The organism is Nonomuraea sp. NPDC050680 (assembly GCF_040654555.1).
Taxonomy (GTDB): Bacteria; Actinomycetota; Actinomycetes; order Streptosporangiales; family Streptosporangiaceae; genus Nonomuraea.
Genome location: NZ_JBFAIF010000002.1, coordinates 588,393 through 601,664 on the forward strand (window position 1 = coordinate 588,393; position 13,272 = coordinate 601,664).

A 13,272-nucleotide genomic window follows, 5' to 3' on the forward strand; every position below is an offset into this window, starting at 1 on the left:
CGCGGTGGACGGCGGTCTATGAGTGGTCCTGCTGATGGGCGGCGGCGGTCTATGTGTGGTCCTGCTGATGGGCGGCGGCGGTCTATGTGTGGTCCTGCTGATGGGCGGCGGCGCCTGCGGCCGATGACCCCCTGGGCGCGGACGTTCGCCGGGCTGGTGGCGGCGCTGTTCGTCACGTTCACGGCGTTCGGCGCGGCGGTGCCGGTGATCCCGCGGCTGGTGACCGGGGAACTGGGCGGCACGCCGTTCGCCGTCGGCGCGGCCTTCACCGCGACCGCGGCGGTGACCCTGGCGCTGCGCCCCTACGGCGGCCGGCTCGCGCAGCGCTTCGGCGGCCGCAGACTGATGCTGGCCGGCTCGGCGCTGGCCGCCGTCGTCGGCGCCCTCTACGCGCTCCCGTGGGGCCTGCCCGGCCTCATCACCACCCGGCTGGTCATGGGCGTCGCCGAGGCACTGCTGTTCACGGCGGGCTCGGTGTGGACGGTCCAGCTCGCGCCCGAGAACCGCCGGGGACAGATCGTCGGCTGGTACGGCCTGGCGATGTGGGGCGGCTTCATGGCCGGGCCCGCCCTGGGCGAGTCGCTGTACCGTCTCGGCTCCTACCCGGCGGTGTGGGCCGGCGCAGTGGTCCTGCCGCTCGTCGCCGTCGCGGTGCTGAGCCTGCTGCCGTCCGGCGCGCGGCTGCCGGACGTGTCGCGCAAGCTCATCCCGGGCGCGGCGGTGCTGCCGGGGCTGGCACTGGGCATGGGGGCGTTCGGGTACGGCGTGCTGGTGGGCTTCGGCGCGCTGGCCCTGGCTTCCAGAGGGATCTCCAACGGGCCCGTACTGCTCAGCGTGTTCAGTGCCGCGTACATCGCCACCCGGCTCGTGGCCGGCCGCCTCCCGGACCGGCTCGGCCCGATGCCGGTGATCGTCGCGTCGAGCCTCGCGGAGGCCGCCGGCCTGGCCATGATCGGATTCGCGCCCGGCTGGTGGGTGGCGGCGGCGGGGGCGGTGTTGTCGGGAGCGGGGTTCACCCTGCTCTACCCGTCGCTCGCGATGATCACGATCAGCCGGGCGCCGGAGGCGGAGCGAGGAGCCGCGCTGGGGGCGTTGAGCTCGCTGTACGACATCTTCTTCGGGCTCGCGGGGCTGGTCGGCGGGGTGGTCGCGGACATCAGCTACCCGGGGGCGTTCGCGCTGGCGGCGGCCGTCGTACTGGGCTCACTGGCCCTCGGCCCGCTGGCAACGCGCCAGAGCCCGGCCCGGCGGTGAGCGGTGGTGGGCGAAGGAGACCAACGGTGGTCAGGTTGACATGAGGCTCTGAGCGACGGTGGCGAAGGAGATCAGTGGTGGTCAGGTTGACATGAGGCTCTGAGCGGCGGTGGCGAAGGAGATCAGTGGTGGTCAGGTTGACATGAGGCCGGAGCGGTAGGCGAAGGAGACCAGCTGGGCCCGGTCCTTGGCCTTCAGCTTCGCTCGGAGCCGGTGTAAATGGGTGCGTACCGTACTGACCCCGATGTACAACTCACCCGCCACCTCCTCGGTCGACCGCCCCTGCGCGACCAGGAGCAGCACCTGCTGCTCGCGCGGCGTCAACCCGGCCAGCGTGGGCTGTTCCAGCTCGGCGGGAGGGGGCTCCCGCTGTCTGAACCAGTCGACCAGCCGCTGGGTCACGACGGGCGAGAGCATGGTCTGCCCCCGGCCCGCCGCCCTGATGACGGCGACGACCTCGTCCTGCGTGGAATCCTGGGTCAGCAGCCCGTTCGCGCCCGCGCGCAACACGTCGGTGACCGTCTGGTCGGTATGGTCGACGGTGAACACGACCACCCGAGGCTCGGGGTCCAGCTTCTCGGCCCGTAATCGCTGGATCAGCTCCAGCCCGGACAGGCCGCCGAGGGTCAGCCCGGTGACCACCACCTCGGGATGATGCTTGCGGGCGAGCATGATCGCATGGACTCCGCTGTCGGTGGTCTCGATCACGTTGACGTCATCCCGGGAGGCCAAGATCGACAGTAGGCCGAACCGGGTAATCGCGTATTTATCACAGATAATCACTCTTAGTGACGCACCGCACATGCGAACTCTTTTCCGTGATTTGTGGGCAGCATGTCACATCTGTTCGGTTGTGCCGTGTTAGTACACGCGAAATCAGGGATTCTAGGGGATTGCGGCATCTTGACATTTGATCCGACTTTGTGCCGGACAAGTGGGTAATGCGCAGTGGCGCTGCGACGGAACCGACCCTTGGGGCAGCGATGGTCACTGTCCGTACCCCACGGCCTGTCCCGTCGCCCGCTCAATGGCCGCGTGATCGTCCCGCCGCTGCTGCCCAGCGCCACGACCACCGGACAACCCATAGATATTCCTTGACACGAATATTCGCTGTGGTGAATACTTCTGTCCATGGACGCATTGCTCACCGCACTGGCCGACCCGGCCCGCTGGCGGCTCGTGGGCCTGCTGGCCGAGCGGCCCCGGCCGGTCGGTGTTCTTGCCCAGCTCGCTGAGGCGCGTCAGCCGCAGACAACCAAGCACCTGCAGGCCCTTGAGCGTGCCGGCGTCGTCACCTCCCAGCGCTCCGGCCAGCGCCGCGTTTATGCGCTCCGGGCAGCGCCCTTGCGGGAGCTGGCGGCCGCGCTCACTCGACTGGCCGAGACCGCGGAGCAGGCCGGCGGCTCGCGCGAGACCTACGACCGCTACGAGCGCAGCCTCCACGCCGAGCGGCTCGCCGCCAAAGAGCCGGGCTGGGCCGATGGCCGCTCCTTCCGTTTCCACCGGTCGCTGACGGCGGGTCCGGAGGAGGTCTGGCGCCACCTGACCGAGGCCTCCCTGCTCGCCCGCTGGTGGACGCCGGATGACCTGCGCGTCTCCGAGCTCGTCTTCGAGGCGCGACCCGGTGGCCGGATCGTCCATGAGTACCGCGATGCGGAAGATGCCGACGGCTCCGACGTGGTCGCCGGGCGCGCGCTGGGATTTGTCGAGGATGTACGCCCCGGCAAGCGTCTGGCCTACCGGCTCTCCCCAGTACTTACCGGTGGCAGCCTCGCCTTCACCGCCCACCTCGACCTCGACCTCCAGCCCACCGACACGGGCACAGAACTCGACGTTCACTTCCAAGTCGCCGACAGCACGATCAACTCCGCAGACTTCATCGCCGGCATCGAGATCGGCTTCGGCCAAAGCCTCGACAAGCTCGCGGCGACCCTCGCCGTGGGCACGCACAGCACCAAGCACGACACCAATACAAGGAGCGCAAGATGACGGACTCGACCAGCCGCAGGGTGACCGCGAACCTGACCCTCACCCTCGACGGACGTTACAACGGTCCCGGCGGCCCCAGCGATTTCGCCGCGTTCGCCCCCTATGTGACCAGCGAGATCGCGCGAGACCACATGAACCTCATCTGGGAGAGCGCGACGACGGCGCTGCTCGGCCGAATCAACGCTGAGGGATTCATGGGCTTCTGGCCATCGGTCGCCGAAGACGAGAACGCCGATCCGCGTGATCGCGGATACGCCAAGTGGCTGGTCGACACGGAAAAGGTGGTCTTGTCCGCCACCTTGACCGAGGCCCCGTGGGAACGCACCCGCGTGGTGAACGCCCCCGCCGCCGACGTCGTTGCCGACCTCAAGGCCACTGGTGAGGGCGACATTCTCGTCAACAGCAGCGCGAGCATCATCAAACCGCTCCTGGCGGCGGACTTGCTCGACCGGCTGTACCTCATGATCTTCCCCGAGATCGCCGGCGGTGGGCAGCGACTTTTCGACGACGGCCTGCCAGCTTCAAAGTGGATGCTCACCCACCAGCAAAGCGGCGAACTGGGCGAGATCGCCATGGTCTACGACCGAGTCCGCTAAGTGGGCGTTTTGGTACTTTGGGCGGCATAAGAGCGACTCTTCTTGCAGATAGGGCCGCCAGATTCATGCGGGTTTCGACAGATGTCAGCTTGCCTGGATGAGCAAGACGGGCCATGAGCGCCCGTCTTGCGGCAGAAGATCCTGTCTCATCCCAAAAGGCGGACGCTTCGCCCAACGTTTGATCGACGGCCGGACGACCGTCTGGTCAGCCGCCTCACCCTGCAGTACCCCGAAGACGTGACGAAGCGGCGACCTATCCCAGCAACCTGCCCGACCTGAGATGACCTACTGACTCGAGAGCAGGAACAGCGTGTAGGCCGCCAGCGTCGCGGCGTCGGTGATCTCGCCGTCGCGGATCATGGCCTCGAAGTCCGCGCGCCTGAACCACCGGTGCAGCAGGTCCTGCTCCTCGACCTCCAGCTCGTTGGGCCCCGGCTCCAGCCCCGTGGCCACGAACACGTCGAAACCCTGTGACGACATGCCCTTGGCGCAGCTCAGCCGTCCCAGGTGCCGCATGTCCGCCGCCGTCAGGCCGGTCTCCTGGCGCAGCTCCTCGCGTGCCAGGTGCTCGGGGTCGCCGGTAAGCATCTGCGGGAACGTGCCCTGCGGGAACTCCCACGAGCGGGCGCGAATCGGGTAGCGATACTGCTCCACCAGGTGCAGCCCGTCGTTCTCGATCGGGATGACCAGCGCGTAGTCGGGTTTTTCGACGTAGGAGTAAATGCCTTCGGAACCGTCCAGGCGGCGGACGCGGTCCTCGCGCATGCGCAGGTACGGGCTCTCGTACACGATCTCGGTCGAGAGGCGCCTGATGGGATGCTCGCTGTCCGGTCGTACGTCCATGGCTCCTACTCGGTCCGCGCGGTGAAGTCCGTCCATGGCTCCTACTCGGTCCGCGCGGTGAAGTCGGCGAAGTCGAATCCCGGCGAGACGACGCAGCTGACCAGGACCTCCTCGCCGCCGGCGGGCCTGGCCGACTGCCACACGCCGCCCGGCACCACGGCCTGCGGCACCTGGCCGTCCTCGACCAGCGGGCCCAGGATGACGGTCTCGTCGCCGATCGTCAGGTCCAGTGGGCCGCCCCGATGCCACAGCCACACCTCGTCGGAGCGGACCACGTGCGGAACCGACTCCTCGCCGGGGCCCAGCAGGAAGTAGATGCCGGTGGCGGAGGAACGGGAACCGGGGTAGCCGGCGGGCAGGAAGGAGACAGGAGCCCGCCAGGTCTCTCGGAACCAGCCGCCCTCGGGATGGGGCAGCAGGTCCAGGGCGCGGGCGATGGGCGGGCGGTCCTCGAACGCGATCGCCGCGCCGGTGACGTCGCGGCGCAGGAAACGGGTACCGTCGAGGACCAGCTGGCCGTCCAGCTCGCTGGCCAGTGCCTCAGCCTCGTCGGCGACCTGGATGGACGGGCCGCTGGGGTAGATCGTCAGCTCCACGTGGGTGATCCTACGTGCTGGGGCTTGCGGCGGCGGTGAGGTCGCCGCCTGACCCCCTCTTGGTGGCGAACGGATCGTCCGCGTGCCGGTCGTCTCACCCTGACCAGCCGCCGTGTGGATCTTCTTGATAGATCGGCCGGAGCCGGCGGTAATTGTCGGTCGAGCTGGCTAGTCTGCGGCAAGTGATCGAACGGTGGAGCCGTGATCAGGTGCTCGCTCTCGCCCCCGACGCCTCGTCCCAGAAGGCGGCGCAGGGCGTGGCGACACCTGGCAAATGGAGCTTGCGCGGCACGACTGACGACGTGCTGTTCGGTGAGTGCAAGGGGAGCGGCGCAACGCCCTACATGGCGTGCGTCGATCTCTCCGAGCCCGCATATCGGTGCAGTTGCCCCAGCCGGAAGTTCCCGTGCAAGCACGCGCTCGGGCTGCTGCTCATGTGGTCGGCGGACGGGGTGCCCGCAGCCGATGCGCTGCCCTCGTGGGCGGCGGAGTGGGTCGCTATGCGTACGGAACGCGCCGCCAAGTCGGCGGCCAAGCTTGAGGCCGCCCGCGCCCGTGCCGCCTCAGAAGCCGAGAGCGACCCGGAGCCGGCCGACGGGGAGGCACCGGACGAGGGGCCGGACGCTCACCAGAGCCCTGAGCCGGTCACGGCCCCGGGGTCGGACACGGACACGGGCTCGGGCTCAGGCTCAGGCTCAGGTACGGGTTTGGGCTCGGGTACGGGTTTGGGTTCGGAAGGTGGGCATAGCTCGGACTTGGCAGCTGGTGACGGTTCCGCTCCGGGCGCTGGGGCGTCGTCCACTGGTAAGTCGGGTGGTGGGCGGGGTGCGGGGGTCGAGTCCGTCCGGCATGCGCGGGTGAGCGCCGGGCTGGCCGAGCTCGAACGGTGGCTGGCCGACCAGGTGCGGCAGGGCCTGGCGGGGACCGATGCCGACGAATGGGACGACCTGGCCAAGCGCCTCGTCGACGCCCAGGCGCCGGGCGTCGCCAACGCGCTCTCCCGGTTGCGGGAGGTGCGCATGGCCGACGACTGGCCGAGTCGGCTGCTGGCCGAATACTCGCTGATCAATCTGCTGGCGGTCGCCTACAGGCGGCGGGCCGAGCTGCCGGGGCCGTTGCGCCAGACCGTTCTGATCCGCGCGGGCTTCCCCGTCGCGCGGGAGGACGTGCTGGTTCGGCCGGTCGTGCGCGACCGGTGGCACGTGGTGGGCAGGCGCGACGAGGAACACGACCGGCTGACCGCCCGCCGGGTCTGGCTCCGAGGCCACGACACGGGCCGGGTGGCGCTGGTTCTGTCCTTCGCCGCCTCCGGCCAGCCACTCGACGCCTCGCTGGTCACCGGCACCACGATCGACGCCGACGTCGCCTTCTACCCGGGCGCCGCACCCCTCCGCGCCCTGGTCGCCACCCGACACGCCACCCCTCGAAGCCTTCCCGCCGACCTGACTACCTTCACCGGCCAGGGTGACGCCTCCGACCGGAGCGTCTCCGACGGTCGAGCAGGCCTCGACGACCGGGCGGACCCTGGCGGCCGGAGTGATCTCGCCGGTGGGGCGGATCTTGGTGGCGGGGTGGATCTCGACGACCGGGCGGAGCTCGGTGGTCGGAGTGATCTTGGCGGCCGGGTCCCGCCCGGAACGTCGCCGGAGGAGGCGCTCGGCGAGATCGCCGCCGCCGTGGCCGCCGACCCGTGGACCGACTCCTGGCCCGTGGTGCTGGCGGGCGTGGTTCCCGGCCGCACTTCTGTGGGCGGGTTTCCGCTGCACCCGAGGTCACGTGACCCGTGGCGGCTGATCGCCGTCTCCGGCGGCCGGCCGGTGACCGTGGCCGCTGAATGGACCCCGCTGGGCCTGCGTCCACTGACCACCTGGGCCGACGACGGAACGGCGGTGATCCTGTGACCTGGGACGACCTGGCATCGACGGCACTGGTGGGCACCGACCGCAGGCCGTACGGGGGAGACCTGCTGGAAAGCGCCGCCGTTGAAGTGGTGCGCCGCCGCGCCGGTCAGCAGCTCGGCGAGACGGCCGAGCAGGAGCGGGCGAACGATGAGGAGTTGCCCGCCGTGACCGCCCGAGCCGCCGAGCGCCTGGCCAGGATTCTGGGCGGTGAGTACGACCGCCTGCTCCCCGAATGGCTGGCGGCCGCCTCCGCAGCAGGCCGCCGAGTGCCCCCGTACGTCCTGCCCGAGCTCCTCGACCGAGGCCGACGCGACCAGTCGATCAGAGCACATCTCGGCCTGGTCGCCGGGCAGCGTGGCAGGTGGCTGGCCGCCCTGAACCCGGACTGGGCGTACCTGCTCGAAGAGCCGACCGGCGAGACGTGGGAGCTGGGCAGCCCGGCCGACCGCCGCGCCTACCTGAGCCACCTCCGGAGGCAGGAGCCCAAGCAGGCCCGGGAGTTGCTGGAGACGGGCTGGGAGCGCGAAGGGCCGGACGACCGGGCGGCGTTCGTCGAGGTGCTGGCGGACGGGCTGTCCATGGACGACGAGCCGTTCCTGGAGCAGGCCCTCGACGACCGCAGGCGCGAGGTACGCCAGCAGGCCGCCAACCTCCTCACCCGCCTCCCCGAGTCGCGCCTGGCCCAGCGCATGACCGTACGCGCGCGAAGCTGCCTGACCGTCACCAAGGGCACGATCATCGTCGAGGCGCCCGCAGCGTGCGACAAGGCGATGGAGCGCGATGGCATCCGGGCCAAGCCCCCGAGAGGCACCGGTGAGCGGGCCTGGTGGCTCCAGCAGGTCGTCGCCCGCGCGCCTCTCGGGCTCTGGGGCAGCCCCGCCAAGCTGCTCAAGATGAAGATCCCCGACTGGGACGGCGAGGTGAAGACCGCCTGGGTGCGCGCGGCCGTGCTGCAGCGGGATCCGGAGTGGGCGCGGGCGATGTTCGGGTGGGACCCGATCGCGGACCTGCTGGAGGCGCTGGGGCCGGACGAGCAGCAACAGCTTGCTGCCGATTTCGTGAAAAAGCATGACGTGGACAGCCAATTGATCATGGTGCTGGGCGGCGTGTCCTCGCACTGGCGGGAGAAGCTGGCGACGGCCGTTCTCCGCAAGATCACCAAGGTGGCCACCACCCAGCCGTGGAACCTCGGCGAGCTGATCAAACTGGCCGGCGAGCACATCGACCCGGCGCTCGCCGAGCTGGCCGAGAACTACTCGCCCGTGCCGCCCATCCAGCAGGTCGCCGCCCTGCTGCGCTTCCGTGCCGACCTGATGAAGGAGCTCTCATGACCGTTCTGCGCCCGCATGCGGAAGATCAGTACGCCGAGGAGCTGGCCGTGCTCGCCAAGGACGACGACCGGACCAGACCGCCCGGCTGGAAGCTGTCGCCGTGGGCCGTGACCACGTACATCCTTGGCGACGGCCGACAGATCACCCCGAAATACGTGGGCGCCCGCCGCATCGTCGAGGTCGCCGTCGCCACCCTGGCCACCGACCGCGCGCTGCTGCTGCTCGGTGTGCCCGGCACGGCCAAGACCTGGCTGTCCGAACACCTGGCCGCCGCGATCAGCGGCGACTCGACCCTTTTGGTGCAGGGTACGGCCGGAACGGCAGAAGAAGCCATCCGCTACGGCTGGAACTACGCGCGGCTGCTGGCCGAGGGCCCGTCCATCGAGGCGATGACCCCCTCGCCCGTCATGCGGGCCATGGCCGAGGGCCGGATCGCCCGCGTCGAGGAGCTCACGCGCATGCCCTCGGACGTTCAGGACGCCCTGATCACCGTCCTGTCCGAGAAGACGCTGCCGATCCCCGAGCTCAACCGCGAGGTCCAGGCCGAACGCGGCTTCAACGTCATCGCCACCGCCAACGACCGCGACCGGGGCGTCAACGAGCTGTCCAGCGCCCTGCGCCGCCGCTTCAACACCGTCGTGCTGCCGGTGCCCGCCACCGCCGAAGAGGAGGTGGACATCGTCTCGCGCCGCGTCACCCAGCTCGGCCGCTCGCTGGAGCTGCCCGAGACGAGCACGGGGCTGGCGGAGATCCGCCGCGTGGTGACGGTGTTCCGGGAGCTGCGCACGGGGGTGACGGAGGACGGCCGCACCAAGGTCAAATCACCCAGCGGCACCCTGTCCACGGCCGAGGCCATCTCGGTGCTGACCAGCGGCATCGCCCTCGCGGCCCACTTCGGCGACGGCGTACTGCGACCCTCCGACGTGGCCGCCGGGATCGTGGGCGCGGTGGTGCAGGAGCCGGTGTCCGATCGGGTGGTGTGGCGCGAATACCTCGAAACGGTCGTCCGTGAGCGCTCCGAGTGGCGCGACTTCTACCGTGCCTGCCGCGAGGTCTGATGAGCGTCTCGATCCTCGGCGTCCGGCACCACGGCCCCGGCTCGGCGCGCGCCGTACGGGCGGAGCTCGAACGCCTCCGTCCCGACCTGATCCTCATCGAAGGACCGCCGGAGGCCGACGCGCTGGTCGCCCTCGCGCCCGAGCTCGAACCGCCGGTCGCGCTGCTCGCGCACGTGCCCGGCCAGGCGTCCAGCGCGGCCTTCTGGCCGTTCGCCGGGTTCTCGCCCGAATGGCAGGCCATCCTGTACGGCACGGCGGCCGGCATCCCAGTACGCTTCTGCGACCTCCCGGCAGCCCACAGCCTGGCCGACACCCCCGAAGCCGTCACTCCCGGCATTGCCGACGCTGACGCCCCCAACACCGCCACGCCTGACGCCCCCGGCGCCGTCACTCCCGGCACCTCCGACGCCGACAGCCCTGACGCCGACAGCCCCTACCCTCGGGCCGCCACCCCTGAGCCCCGCTCCGAGGCGGCTCCCGAGTCTGTGCCCGGCTCCGACCCCGAGCGCTTGCGGGTCGATCCCATCGGCACCCTGGCCGCCGCAGCCGGTTATGACGATCCCGAGCGCTGGTGGGAGGACGTCGTCGAGCACCGGGGTGACACCCCGTTCGAGGTGATCGCCGAGGCCATGGCCGCCGTCCGCGAGGGCCACGAGCCTGACGAGCGTGAGGCCAGGCGTGAGGCGTACATGCGCAAAACCATCCGCAACGCCCTCAAACACGGTTACGACCGCATCGCGGTGATCTGCGGCGCCTGGCACGTCCCCGCCCTGACCGCCCCGCTGCCCCCGGCCAAGGCCGACGACGCCCTCCTGCGCGGCCTGCCCAAGGTGAAGGCGCAGATGACGTGGGTGCCGTGGACGTACGGGCGGCTGGCCTCGTGGAGTGGCTACGGCGCGGGCATCTCCTCGCCCGGCTGGTACCACCACCTGTTCACCGCCCCCGACCGGCCCGTGGAGCGGTGGCTGGCCGCAGCGGCGGCGGTGCTCCGCGACGAGGGTCTCGCCGTGTCGTCCGCGCACGTCATCGAGTCCGTACGCCTCGCGCACAGCCTGGCCACCCTGCGCGGACGCCCGCTGGCCGGGCTCGGCGAGGTCACCGAGGCGGCCAGGGCGGTGCTGTGCGAGGGCGACGATCTGGCGGTGGAGCTGATCCAGCGGCGTATGGTCGTCGGCGACCGGCTCGGCCACGTCTCCGACGGCACGCCCATGGTGCCGCTCCAGCGCGACCTGCGTGAGCAGCAGCGACGGCTCAAGCTGAAGCCGGAGGCGCTGGACCGCGAGTTCGGACTCGACCTGCGTAAGCCGCTCGACCTCGACCGCAGCCACCTGCTGCACCGGCTGCGGCTGCTCGACGTGGAGTGGGGGGTGCTCGGGGAGGCCAGGGGCAAGGGGACGTTCAGGGAGACGTGGACGCTGCAGTGGCGGCCCGAGTTCGACCTGGCGCTCGTCGAGGCGGCGGCCCTCGGCATCACGGTCGCCTCCGCCGCCGCCCAGCGGGCCCGCGACCTCGCCTCGGCGGCGTCGGTGACGCTGGCCGACCTGACCGGGCTGGTCGAACGCTGCCTGCTGGCCGACCTGCCGGAGGCGCTGCCGGAGGTCCTGGCCGCCCTCTCGGCCAAGGCCGCGCTCGACACCGATGTCACCCACCTGATGGCCGCGCTGCCCGCGATGGTCCGCGCCCACCGCTACGGCGACGTACGCGGCACCTCGGCCGAGGGCCTGGCGGTGATCGTCCGGTCCATGCTCGACCGCATCTGCGTCGGCCTGCCCGTCGCGGTCACCGGCCTCGACGACGAGGCGGCCGCCGCACTGCTCAGCGGCGTCGACGCCGTCCACACGGCCGTCGCGCTGATGTCAGAGGAGCCGCCCGGCTCACCACCGGAGGCTGTCGGGCAGGAGCCGACGCCGCCAGAGAAGCCCGTCGGGCAGGAGTCGACGGCGCCGGTCTCCCGCCAAGCGGCGTCCCCGCGTAGCCGGTGGCTGGTCACACTGCGCGGGATGAGTGACCGTCCCGACCTGCACGGGCTGATCGAGGGCCGACTGACCAGGATCCTGCTCGACGCCGGCGAGCTGGACGACGCCGACGACCGGATGTCGCGGGCGATGTCCCGGGGCCACGCGCCCACCAGGGCCGCCTCGTGGATCGAGGGCTTCCTGGGCGGCGGGGGGTTGCTGCTGGTGCACGACCCGAGGCTGCTCGGCCTGGTCGACACCTGGCTGACCGGGCTGGACGGCGAGCAGTTCGTCGACGTGCTGCCGCTGCTCCGCCGTACGTTCGGGAGCTTCGCCGCACCCGAACGCCGGGCGATCGGCCAGCGCGTCCGATCGGCGGAGCGGTCGGAGCGGTCGGAGCGGGCGGGGGAGCAGGCCGTGGACGAACAGCGGGCGGCGGCGGCCGAGCGGACCGTCCTGGCGATCTTGGGGAGAGCACGGGTCGGCGGGGGAGAGCATGGCTGAGCGTGCTGGCGATCTTGGGAAGAGCGCGGATCGGCGGGAGAGAGTATGACTGAGCGTATGGACGAGCGGCTGCGCAGGTGGCGGCTGGTGCTGGGCGGTGGCGACGCCGACGGCATCTGCGCCGGCCGCCAAGGAGGCGCGGGCGGGGCGGGCGGGCTCGAGGGCGCGGACGCGGATATGGACAGGGCCCTGGCCGCCGTGTACGACCGCGACGGCGGCCTCGGCGCCTCGGCGCCCCGGGTGGCGCGGTGGCTGGGCGACATCAGAACCTATTTCCCCTCGACCGTCGTCCAGGTCATGCAGAAGGACGCGATCCAGCGGCTCAACCTCACCAGGCTGCTGCTCGAACCCGAGATGCTGGAGGCCGTCGAGCCCGACGTACACCTGGTCGGCACGCTGCTGGCGCTCAACCGGGTCATGCCCGACCAGGCGCGCGAGTCGGCCAGGGCGGTGGTGCGCAAGGTCGTGCAGGAGCTCGAACGCAGGCTCGCCCAGAAGACCAGGGCCGCCGTCACCGGCGCGCTCGACCGCTCGGCCAGGACCCACCGGCCCAAGCGGGTGTCCGACATCGACTGGGACCGGACGATCAGGGCGAACCTCAAGAACTACCTGCCCGAGAAGAACACGGTCGTGCCCTCGCGTCTCGTCGGCTACGCGCGCAGGCAGCGGTCCGTGCAACGTGAGGTGGTGCTCGCCATCGACCAGAGCGGGTCGATGGCGGCCTCGGTGGTCTACTCGAGCGTGTTCGGCGCGGTGCTGGCCTCGATGCGGTCGCTCAAGACGTCGCTGGTGGTGTTCGACACGGCCGTGGTGGACCTGACGGAGCAGCTACATGACCCGGTCGAGCTGCTGTTCGGTACGCAACTGGGCGGCGGTACGGACATCAACCGGGCCATCGCCTACAGCCAGGGCCTCATCTCGCGGCCGGCCAACTCGATCTTCATCCTCATCAGCGACCTCTACGAGGGCGGCGTACGGCAGGAGATGCTGCGCAGGGTCGCCGCGATGACCCAGGCGGGCGTCCAGGTGATCGTGCTGCTGGCACTGTCCGACGAGGGCGCCCCTTTCTACGACCACGAGAACGCCGCCGCGCTGGCCGCGATGGGGGTCCCGGCCTTCGCGTGTACGCCCGACGCCTTCCCGGACCTGATGGCCGCCGCGATCGAACGCCGCGACATCGCCCGGTGGGCCGAACGGCACGTCGGCATGGGTTCCTGAAACGTGGCGAAAGGGCCGCGACGCCAG

Annotated in this window: 11 protein-coding genes; 8 read left to right on the top strand and 3 right to left on the bottom strand. The window is 70.8% G+C overall.

Annotation, left to right across the window (positions count from 1 at the left end; all coding sequences use genetic code 11):
• The first annotated feature begins 123 nt into the window (after nt 1–123).
• Nucleotides 124–1,254, top strand: a complete 1,131-nt coding sequence (locus AB0H88_RS09220; RefSeq protein ID WP_357642777.1) for an MFS transporter — start codon at nt 124–126, stop codon at nt 1,252–1,254.
• 132 nt (nt 1,255–1,386) lie between these two features.
• On the opposite strand, the gene AB0H88_RS09225 is transcribed toward AB0H88_RS09220, so the two are convergent.
• On the bottom strand, nt 1,387–2,058 hold the full coding sequence (locus AB0H88_RS09225; protein ID WP_263654476.1) for a response regulator transcription factor: 672 nt from the start codon (nt 2,056–2,058) through the stop codon (nt 1,387–1,389).
• A 327-nt stretch (nt 2,059–2,385) separates the two neighbouring features.
• Between AB0H88_RS09225 and AB0H88_RS09230 the strand changes: the two genes are divergently transcribed.
• Together AB0H88_RS09230 and AB0H88_RS09235 are read left to right on the top strand one after the other, a co-directional pair.
• Complete coding sequence (locus AB0H88_RS09230) at nt 2,386–3,243, top strand: metalloregulator ArsR/SmtB family transcription factor (RefSeq protein ID WP_357642778.1); 858 nt, start codon at nt 2,386–2,388, stop codon at nt 3,241–3,243.
• Nucleotides 3,240–3,839, top strand: a complete 600-nt coding sequence (locus tag AB0H88_RS09235; RefSeq protein WP_357642779.1) for a dihydrofolate reductase family protein — start codon at nt 3,240–3,242, stop codon at nt 3,837–3,839. The genes AB0H88_RS09230 and AB0H88_RS09235 overlap by 4 nt, the downstream gene beginning before the upstream one ends.
• A gap of 285 nt (nt 3,840–4,124) precedes the next feature.
• On the opposite strand, the gene AB0H88_RS09240 is transcribed toward AB0H88_RS09235, so the two are convergent.
• Nucleotides 4,125–4,682 (bottom strand): NUDIX hydrolase, encoded by a 558-nt coding sequence (locus tag AB0H88_RS09240; protein WP_357642780.1) that lies wholly within the window; start codon nt 4,680–4,682, stop codon nt 4,125–4,127.
• A 41-nt stretch (nt 4,683–4,723) separates the two neighbouring features.
• Nucleotides 4,724–5,278 carry a cupin domain-containing protein gene (locus AB0H88_RS09245; RefSeq protein WP_357642781.1) on the bottom strand — a complete coding sequence of 185 codons (555 nt, stop codon included), beginning with the start codon at nt 5,276–5,278 and terminating at the stop codon, nt 4,724–4,726.
• Nucleotides 5,279–5,460: 182 nt separating this feature from the next.
• Between AB0H88_RS09245 and AB0H88_RS09250 the strand changes: the two genes are divergently transcribed.
• Genes AB0H88_RS09250 through AB0H88_RS09270 form a run of 5 tightly spaced genes read left to right on the top strand, consistent with a single transcriptional unit; the run spans nt 5,461 to nt 13,245 of the window.
• Nucleotides 5,461–7,179 (top strand): SWIM zinc finger family protein, encoded by a 1,719-nt coding sequence (locus AB0H88_RS09250; protein WP_357642782.1) that lies wholly within the window; start codon nt 5,461–5,463, stop codon nt 7,177–7,179.
• Nucleotides 7,176–8,510 carry a DUF5691 domain-containing protein gene (locus tag AB0H88_RS09255; protein WP_357642783.1) on the top strand — a complete coding sequence of 445 codons (1,335 nt, stop codon included), beginning with the start codon at nt 7,176–7,178 and terminating at the stop codon, nt 8,508–8,510. The genes AB0H88_RS09250 and AB0H88_RS09255 overlap by 4 nt, the downstream gene beginning before the upstream one ends.
• Nucleotides 8,507–9,568: an AAA family ATPase gene (locus tag AB0H88_RS09260; RefSeq protein WP_357642784.1), complete on the top strand. Its 1,062-nt coding sequence runs from the start codon at nt 8,507–8,509 to the stop codon at nt 9,566–9,568. Before AB0H88_RS09255 ends, AB0H88_RS09260 begins: the two co-directional genes overlap by 4 nt.
• On the top strand, nt 9,568–12,027 hold the full coding sequence (locus tag AB0H88_RS09265) for a DUF5682 family protein (protein ID WP_357642785.1): 2,460 nt from the start codon (nt 9,568–9,570) through the stop codon (nt 12,025–12,027). The genes AB0H88_RS09260 and AB0H88_RS09265 overlap by 1 nt, the downstream gene beginning before the upstream one ends.
• A gap of 45 nt (nt 12,028–12,072) precedes the next feature.
• Nucleotides 12,073–13,245: a VWA domain-containing protein gene (locus AB0H88_RS09270; RefSeq protein WP_357642786.1), complete on the top strand. Its 1,173-nt coding sequence runs from the start codon at nt 12,073–12,075 to the stop codon at nt 13,243–13,245.
• Nucleotides 13,246–13,272: the final 27 nt, after the last annotated feature.